Origin of the sequence: Mycobacterium sp. E3247, from assembly GCF_001667785.1 — a bacterium.
Classification (GTDB): Bacteria; Actinomycetota; Actinomycetes; order Mycobacteriales; family Mycobacteriaceae; genus Mycobacterium.
Window position 1 is genome coordinate 1 of record NZ_LZJG01000066.1, and the last position, 6,785, is coordinate 6,785.

A 6,785-nucleotide genomic window follows, 5' to 3' on the forward strand; every position below is an offset into this window, starting at 1 on the left:
TCTTCGCACCAGAAGGCCCTGCTGGCCAACCTGGCCACGTCGCTGTTCGAGCACGGCCGGATCAAGACGACCGAGCCCAAGGCGCGCGCCCTGCGGCCGTATGCGGAAAAGCTGATCACGCATGCGAAAAAGGGCTCGTTGCACAACCGGCGAGAGGTGCTCAAGAAAATCCGCGACAAGGACGTGGTTCACGCCCTGTTCGCGGAGATCGGGCCGTTCTTCGCCGACCGCAACGGCGGCTACACCCGCATCATCAAGGTCGAGCCGCGTAAGGGCGACAACGCCCCGATGGCGGTCATCGAGCTGGTGCGGGAGAAGACGGTGACGTCCGAGGCGGACCGGGCACGTCGCGTCAAGGCTTCCAAGAAGTCTGACGCGCCCGTCGCCGCGGCGGCAGCTCCTCAGGCGGCGGTCGAGCCCGAGGAAGCCGTCGGCCCGACGGCCGACGAGGTGACCGAGACGGCCGAAGCCGCTGAGACCGGCGACGCCGGCGAGGCCACCGAAGCCCAGGCCAAGGCCGAGGAGAAGGCCGACAAGGCCGTCGCCGCGCGGGCCGAAGCCGAAAAGGCCGCCGAGGCTGACGAGGCTGACGAGAGTTAGCGACGCCGTCCGTCTGCGGCTCGACATCGCCTATGACGGAACGGAATTCGCAGGCTGGGCGCCCCAGTCCGGCCAGCGCACCGTCGCCGGAGTGCTCGACGAGGCACTGACCACCGTCTTCCGCACGCCGATGCGGCTGCGGGCTGCCGGGCGCACCGACACCGGTGTGCATGCCACGGGCCAGGTGGCCCACGTCGATGTGCCATCGGACGCGCTGCAGTACGCCTACCCGCGCTCGTCGCGCGCGGGCGAGTCGGAATTCGAGCCGTTGGTGCGCCGGCTGGGCCGGTTTTTGCCCACCGACGTCCGGGTGCTCGGCATCGCCCGCGCCCCAGCGGGTTTCGACGCGCGGTTCTCGGCGCTGCGGCGCCACTATGTGTATCGGCTGTCGACCGCCCCGTACGGGGTGCAGCCGCAGCTGGCCCGTTACGTCACCGCCTGGCCGCGTCCCCTGGACGTGGACGCGATGGCCGCCGCGTCGCGAGAGCTGGTGGGACTGCACGACTTCGCCGGGTTCTGCCGGCATCGCCCGAACGCCACCACCATTCGCGAACTGCAGCGCCTGGAGTGGTCACGCGACGGCGACCAGATCACCGCGCACGTCAGCGCGGACGCGTTCTGCTGGTCGATGGTGCGCTCGCTGGTGGGGGCGCTGCTGGCCGTGGGCGAACACCGCCGCCCGGTGTCGTGGTGTCGCGAATTGCTCACCGCCACAAGCCGATCCAGCGACTTCGCGGCCGCGCCGCCGCATGGGCTGACGCTGGTGGGCGTCGACTATCCGGCCGATGACCAGCTGGAGGCGCGCAACCTGATCACCCGGGACCTGCGCACCCGCTAGACCTTCTTCGCGACGAAAGTTGCGGCCTGGTTGGTCAATCCGGGCACGTAGCTCAGGTGCGACGCCCACCGGGTGCCGGGTGAGCAGATCGGGTCGCCCGGGTTGCACAGGTCGATGGTCTTGCCGGCGAATTCCGGGGTCAGGGCGCTCATCAGCTGGCCCGCCCGGCTCGACGGATTTCCGAACAGCGCGACGGCCGCGACGTGATCGGCGGCCGCGGGCGGCAGCGGCTGGCGGAAGCCCAGGCCCGGCAGCGGTGCGGCCGTGACGATGTCGACGACGGCGGCGCCCTGCGAGTACCCGCCGAGCACCAGCTTGGTGTTGGGGCAATTGCCGGCCATCTGCTGGATGTGGTTGCTGGCGTCGTTGGCGCCGTCGGCGGCGGCCAGGAAGTCCTTGTTCGCCGGGTAGTTCACCCCGTACGAGCCAACGCTTTTGGTAGTCTGCTGGCGCAGCGAGTTGACGAACGCCCCGCCGACCTTGCCGACACCGGGCGGTTCGTCGGTTCCGCGGGCGAACACCACCTCAACGCCGGGGCAGGAGGCGAAGGCCTGCGGAAGCAGTTGGGGAGCAACCACTATCGCGGCGCCCGCGAGCAGCCCGGCGCCCAGCGTCAATGGAATGAGCCGCACCCCACGATGTTAGGGGCGCGTTGGTCTCGCGCCGGTAACGATTCAGACGAGAGGTGCTTGCGGAGTCACCGTGGTCGGCGCCGCCGGCGTGGGCGCGGGGTCGGTTCCGCCGTGGATCGAGGGCGGCGACCCGGGCGGGGTCTGCTGCCCGTACACCGGCGACGGCGTGGCGCCGGGCTGGTTCGGGACGGGGCCCAGCGGCGGACCGAACGCGGGGCTGGACGGGCTCGAGCCGGCCAGTTTCTGGGCGACGAACGCCGCGGCCTGGGTGGTGTAGACGGGGACGTAGCCCTCGGTGTGCCCGCTCCACTCGTTACCGGGGCCGGCGTGGCAGATCGGGTCGTTGGGGTTGCAGTAGTCGGCGGCCTTCGAGCCCAGCAGCGCGCTCTGGGTGGGCAGCGTGCCGCCGGCGCGGTCGGCCACGTCACCGAAGGTGACGACGGCCGCGATGTTGTTGGCGTACTGCTCGGGCAGCTTGTTGCCCCAGCTGATGCCGCCGATCGGGACGCCGGCCACGATGTCCATCACCGACGCGCCCTGCGAGTAGCCGCCCAGCACGATCTTGGTGTTGGGGCACGTTTCCACGCTCTTCTTGACGCGGTCGATGGTGTCGTTGGCGCCGTCGCCGCCGTGCAGCTGCAGCTTGCTGGCGGCGTAGTTCACGCCGTAGGGCAGGATGTTCAGGCCGGTCTGCTGGCGCAGCGAGTCCACCAACGCGTCGCCGACGCGGCCCAGGCCGGCCGGTTCGTTGGTGCCGCGGGCGAAGATCACCTCGACGTCCGGGCAGTCGAACGCCTTCGCGACCGGCGCCGCGGCGGGGGATAACAGCAGGCCAGACGCGGTGACCAGCGCAGAGCCCCCGAGCCCGACGCAGCGGCCTATCCGGTGAGAAAACACGCCGTAACTTTACCTACCCTAAGCACGGTTCGAAAGTTCGCTGACCTGTGGATCAGCTAAGCGGCCCCTCGGCCGGCCGCTCTACCGTGTGCGCAACGACTACGCACGCTGGGGGATCGGTGCCGGCTCAGCAGACCACGTGGCTGCACATCAGCGGCTACCGATTCCTGCTGCGCCGTATCGAGTGCGCGTTGCTGGGCGGAAACATCCACACCCTCGTCGCCCGCTCGCGTGCGCCGGCGGCGGCGCTGACGGTTGGGAGCGTGCTGGCGGTGATCGCCGTCGCGGGAGTCACGCTCGTCGCGCTGCTGCGGCCACGGGTGGCGCTGGACGACGCCCAACTGGTGATGGGACGAGAGTCCGGGGCGCTGTATGTGCGGGTCGGCGACACCTGGCACCCGGTGCTGAACCTAGCGTCGGCGCGGTTGATCGCCGCGACGGCCGCCAACCCCCGGCCGGTGCCCGAGGCGGACCTGGCGCGCGTCAAACGCGGGCCGCTGCTGGGCATCCCGGGCGCGCCCCAACTCATCGGCCGGCCGTTGGCGGCGGACGAGTCGGCGTGGACGATCTGCGATGCGGCGGGGGCCGGCGCGACCACCGTGATCGTCGGCCGGACCGACGAGCCGACGATCCCCCGCCCAGGTTCCGGGCAGGCCCTTCTGGTCGCACCCACCGGGGGTTCGCCGGCCTACCTGCTCTACGACGGTCAGCGTGCGGTGGTAGATGTCGCCGACGCCGCGGTGGTGCGCGCGCTCCGGTTGGAAGGGCGCACGCCGCGGACCGTCTCGCCGTCGTTGCTGAACGCGATTCCCGAGGCGCCGCCGATCAGGGCGCTCCAGATTCGCGGCGCCGGCGACGAGGCGGCCGCGATGCCCGGATTTGCGGTGGGCAGCGTGGTGCGCGTCGTGCGGGCCGGGGGTGACGAGTATTACGTCGTGCTGGCCGCGGGGGTCCAGCGCATCGGAGAGGTGGCTGCCGATCTGCTGCGCTTCGGCAACTCCCGGAGCACCGCCAACGTGGTCACGGTGGCACCCGACGCCATCCGCGCGGCTCCGATCGTCGACTCGCTGCCGGTGGCCGGCTTCCCGGACCGGGCGCCGGCACTCTCGGACGACGGCGGCACGTTGTGCGTCTCCTGGCAGGCCGCGGCGCCGGGGCGATCCGGCGTCACGTTCCTCGGCGGCGGCGGGCTCCCACTGCCGGCCGGTCATACGCCGCTGACCTTGTCACAGGCCGACGGCCACGGCCCCGCGCTGGACGCCGTGTACGTGCCGCCCGGCCGGAGCGCCTACGTGCGCGTCGGCGCACGCTACCTGGTCACCGACAGCGGGGTGCGGTTCGCGATCCACGATGACGACGCCGCGCGCGCCCTCGGGCTGCCTGTGCCGAATCCCGCGCCCTGGTCGGTCCTGGGGGTGCTGCCGGCGGGACCGGAGCTGAGCAAAGACAAGGCCTCAATCGCCCGCGACTCGGTGCCGCCGAGCCCGTAGGCGGCTCGCGGCCAGCCCGACGGCCAGCGCCATCCCCAGTAGGGCGAGGCAGCCGGCGGTGCCGCGCAACGCGGTGTTCCGCGCGTGGGCATCCGGCGATGCGACCGGCGCCGGCGGGGCGATCGGCGCGGGCGCCCGTGGCGGCGTGGTCGCGGCGAGACCGGCATCGGTGCTGACGGCCGCGAGCGCGTCGACGGTGCCGCTGCCGACGAGCGGATCCCAACCCCCGGGTGGGTGATGCGCCGTCGACTCGATGCGCTGCATCACCTGGCGCGCCGTCAACGCCGGGAACCGGGATCGGATCAGTGCGGCCAGCCCGCTGACCACCGGTGCGGCGTAACTGGTGCCGGACACCGGTTCCGAGCCCAGCGGCGTCACCGCCTCGCCGGGTGCCGCGACGTCCACCCAGGGGCCGGCAAGGGTGAATGCCGATGGCGCACCCGCGGCGTCCACCGAACCGACCGTCAGCACGTAGTCGTCGTACCAAGCCGGGCTGACCGCGACCGTGACGTTGTCCCAGCCGGCATCCTGGCGCTGGGGCGGGCACTGCCCGGCTCCGCCGGTGTTGCCCGCCGCGGCCACGACGACCGCATTCTTGACGTCCACGGCGTAGGCCAGCGCGGCGCCCAGTGCGCGGTCATCCAGCGCCGACGCGATCGGAACGCAGGCAACCGAGGAGATGTTGATCACCGATGCGCCGAGGTCCGCGGCGGTGCGGACGGCTCTCGCCATGGTGTCGACGTCACCGACACCTGCGCGGGACCGATCTTTGGCGGGGGAGAACCTGGGGCTGGACTGCCGAATGCTGATCAAGGTGGCTTCGGGTGCCATCCCGCTCAAACCGGGCGCAGTCGAATCCTCTGTCGCGCCGATGATCCCGGCCACCAGGGTGCCGTGCGCGTCGCAGTCCTGGGTGCCGTCGCCGGTGGACACGTAGTCGCCGCCGGGCACGACGTCGGGTAGCAGGCGGTGGCGCGAAACGCCGGTGTCGATGACCGCGACTCGTTGCCCCGCACCGCGGGTCAGCCGCCACACCCGCGCCAGCTCAGGGAGCAATGCCGGCCGGTCGGGCGCCGACCCCGCCGTCATCGTGGCGCACGTCTCGCGTTGCACGGTGGGCCACGGTGGGGCAGGGCGGGCGGGCTTCGGTAACCACTGGTCGTCGACCTTGGGAGGCGAAATCGCCTGCGCCGGTGGTATCCCGGTGGCCACCACCGCCACCAGTGCCAACGCCGACAGGATGCGCGCGCCGCGCGACCCCCTCACGCGAGATTCAATCCCCGGACGGTGCCATAGAGCCCACAGACCCATAAGGTCAGCGGGACCATTGCGGCCAGCGCCAGCCACTCCAGCGCCTGGACGCTTCGTCGGGCAAGCGGCGGCAGCGATATCGCGGGAGCGACGAAGCCGAGGTACATCGCCGCGGCGGCCAGCGTTGCCGTCCCCGCGGCAAGCCATGGCCCGCGCCCCGAGGTGTTGAAGGCGGCAACGCCGAACGTTGTTCCTACGACTCCGATCCCGGCCACGACGAACGCCGGCATCCGTCTGCTGTCACTGGAGTGCGCCCGCAGCAGTAGCAATGCGCCGGTGATGGCGCCGAACGCCATGCACGACAGGCGGGGCGCTCCGGCTGCCACGGTGACGGCGGCACCGACGGCCGCCGATGACGAAAACCCCGCGAGGAGACTCGACAGCCAGGCGTCGGCGCGGAGCGTTTGGGCCGCCAGGCGCGCCTCGGCGCCGGTCCTGTCGGCGTCCGGGGTCGGCGGGAGCTGGGGTGACAAACCCGCCAAGACGACCGATACCCGTGCCGCAGCCCCGAGCAGGCCGAGCGACACCAGTGCCGATGCCGCGCCGATGGTGTGCGGCGGGGCGGCAGTGAGCACGCCCACCAACGCGGCCACCGCGACAACCGTCGCGAGGCATGACGCCGCGGTCACCGCGACCACGAAGCGGCCGGCGGATCGTGTTGCCAGTACGCAGGTGGCGGCCGCGGCCGTCGCGGCCAGCAGGACATGGCAGACACCCGGGGTGCCGGGAACCGCCAGGAACCCGGCAACCCCTGCGAACGCGGTGGCGATCGCGCTGAGAGCCAGCCCGGCGACCGCGTCCCGGTAGACCCGGTGGGCGACCGCGGCGGAGAGCAAGGCGAACAGCGCCGCGACCGTCGTCACCCCCACCGTGGCGTGGGCGTCGTGGGCGCCGGGAACGTTTCGGGCCAGCGCCAGGGCACCGACGACGGTCAGGCCGCCCGCGGTCATCGCACCGGCGATCCGGGCCGCCAGTCGACGCCGCGCGTCCGCCTTGTGATCCGCCACCAGTGCCTCC

7 protein-coding genes are annotated in these 6,785 nt (G+C 72.0%); 3 read left to right on the forward strand and 4 right to left on the reverse strand.

The genetic code is table 11. The features are described from left to right. Both rplQ and truA read left to right on the forward strand, forming a co-directional pair. Positions 1-600 (forward strand): 50S ribosomal protein L17 (rplQ, locus tag A9X04_RS03595; protein WP_067917824.1); only part of this gene is annotated, 600 nt, incomplete at its 5' end. After that, positions 578-1,438 carry a tRNA pseudouridine(38-40) synthase TruA gene (gene truA / locus A9X04_RS03600; protein WP_082974784.1) on the forward strand — a complete coding sequence of 287 codons (861 nt, stop codon included), beginning with the start codon at positions 578-580 and terminating at the stop codon, positions 1,436-1,438. The genes rplQ and truA, both read left to right, overlap by 23 nt. On the opposite strand, the gene A9X04_RS03605 is transcribed toward truA, so the two are convergent. Together A9X04_RS03605 and A9X04_RS03610 are read right to left on the reverse strand one after the other, a co-directional pair. After that, positions 1,435-2,055: a cutinase family protein gene (locus A9X04_RS03605; protein ID WP_067917836.1), complete on the reverse strand. Its 621-nt coding sequence runs from the start codon at positions 2,053-2,055 to the stop codon at positions 1,435-1,437. The genes truA and A9X04_RS03605 overlap by 4 nt on opposite strands. Before the next feature lie 57 nt (positions 2,056-2,112). Then, positions 2,113-2,967, reverse strand: coding sequence for a cutinase family protein (locus A9X04_RS03610; protein ID WP_067917826.1), 855 nt, complete (start codon positions 2,965-2,967; stop codon positions 2,113-2,115). A 119-nt stretch (positions 2,968-3,086) separates the two neighbouring features. Here A9X04_RS03610 and eccB point away from each other — a divergent pair, with 119 nt between their 5' ends. Further along, positions 3,087-4,457: a type VII secretion protein EccB gene (gene eccB / locus A9X04_RS03615; protein ID WP_067917828.1), complete on the forward strand. Its 1,371-nt coding sequence runs from the start codon at positions 3,087-3,089 to the stop codon at positions 4,455-4,457. On the opposite strand, the gene mycP is transcribed toward eccB, so the two are convergent. Both mycP and eccD read right to left on the reverse strand, forming a co-directional pair. Then, positions 4,422-5,723, reverse strand: coding sequence for a type VII secretion-associated serine protease mycosin (mycP, locus tag A9X04_RS03620; RefSeq protein WP_067917830.1), 1,302 nt, complete (start codon positions 5,721-5,723; stop codon positions 4,422-4,424). The genes eccB and mycP overlap by 36 nt on opposite strands. Then, positions 5,720-6,785, reverse strand: a 1,066-nt coding sequence (eccD, locus tag A9X04_RS03625) for a type VII secretion integral membrane protein EccD (RefSeq protein ID WP_082974787.1), incomplete at its 5' end; no start/stop codon positions are given. The genes mycP and eccD, both read right to left, overlap by 4 nt.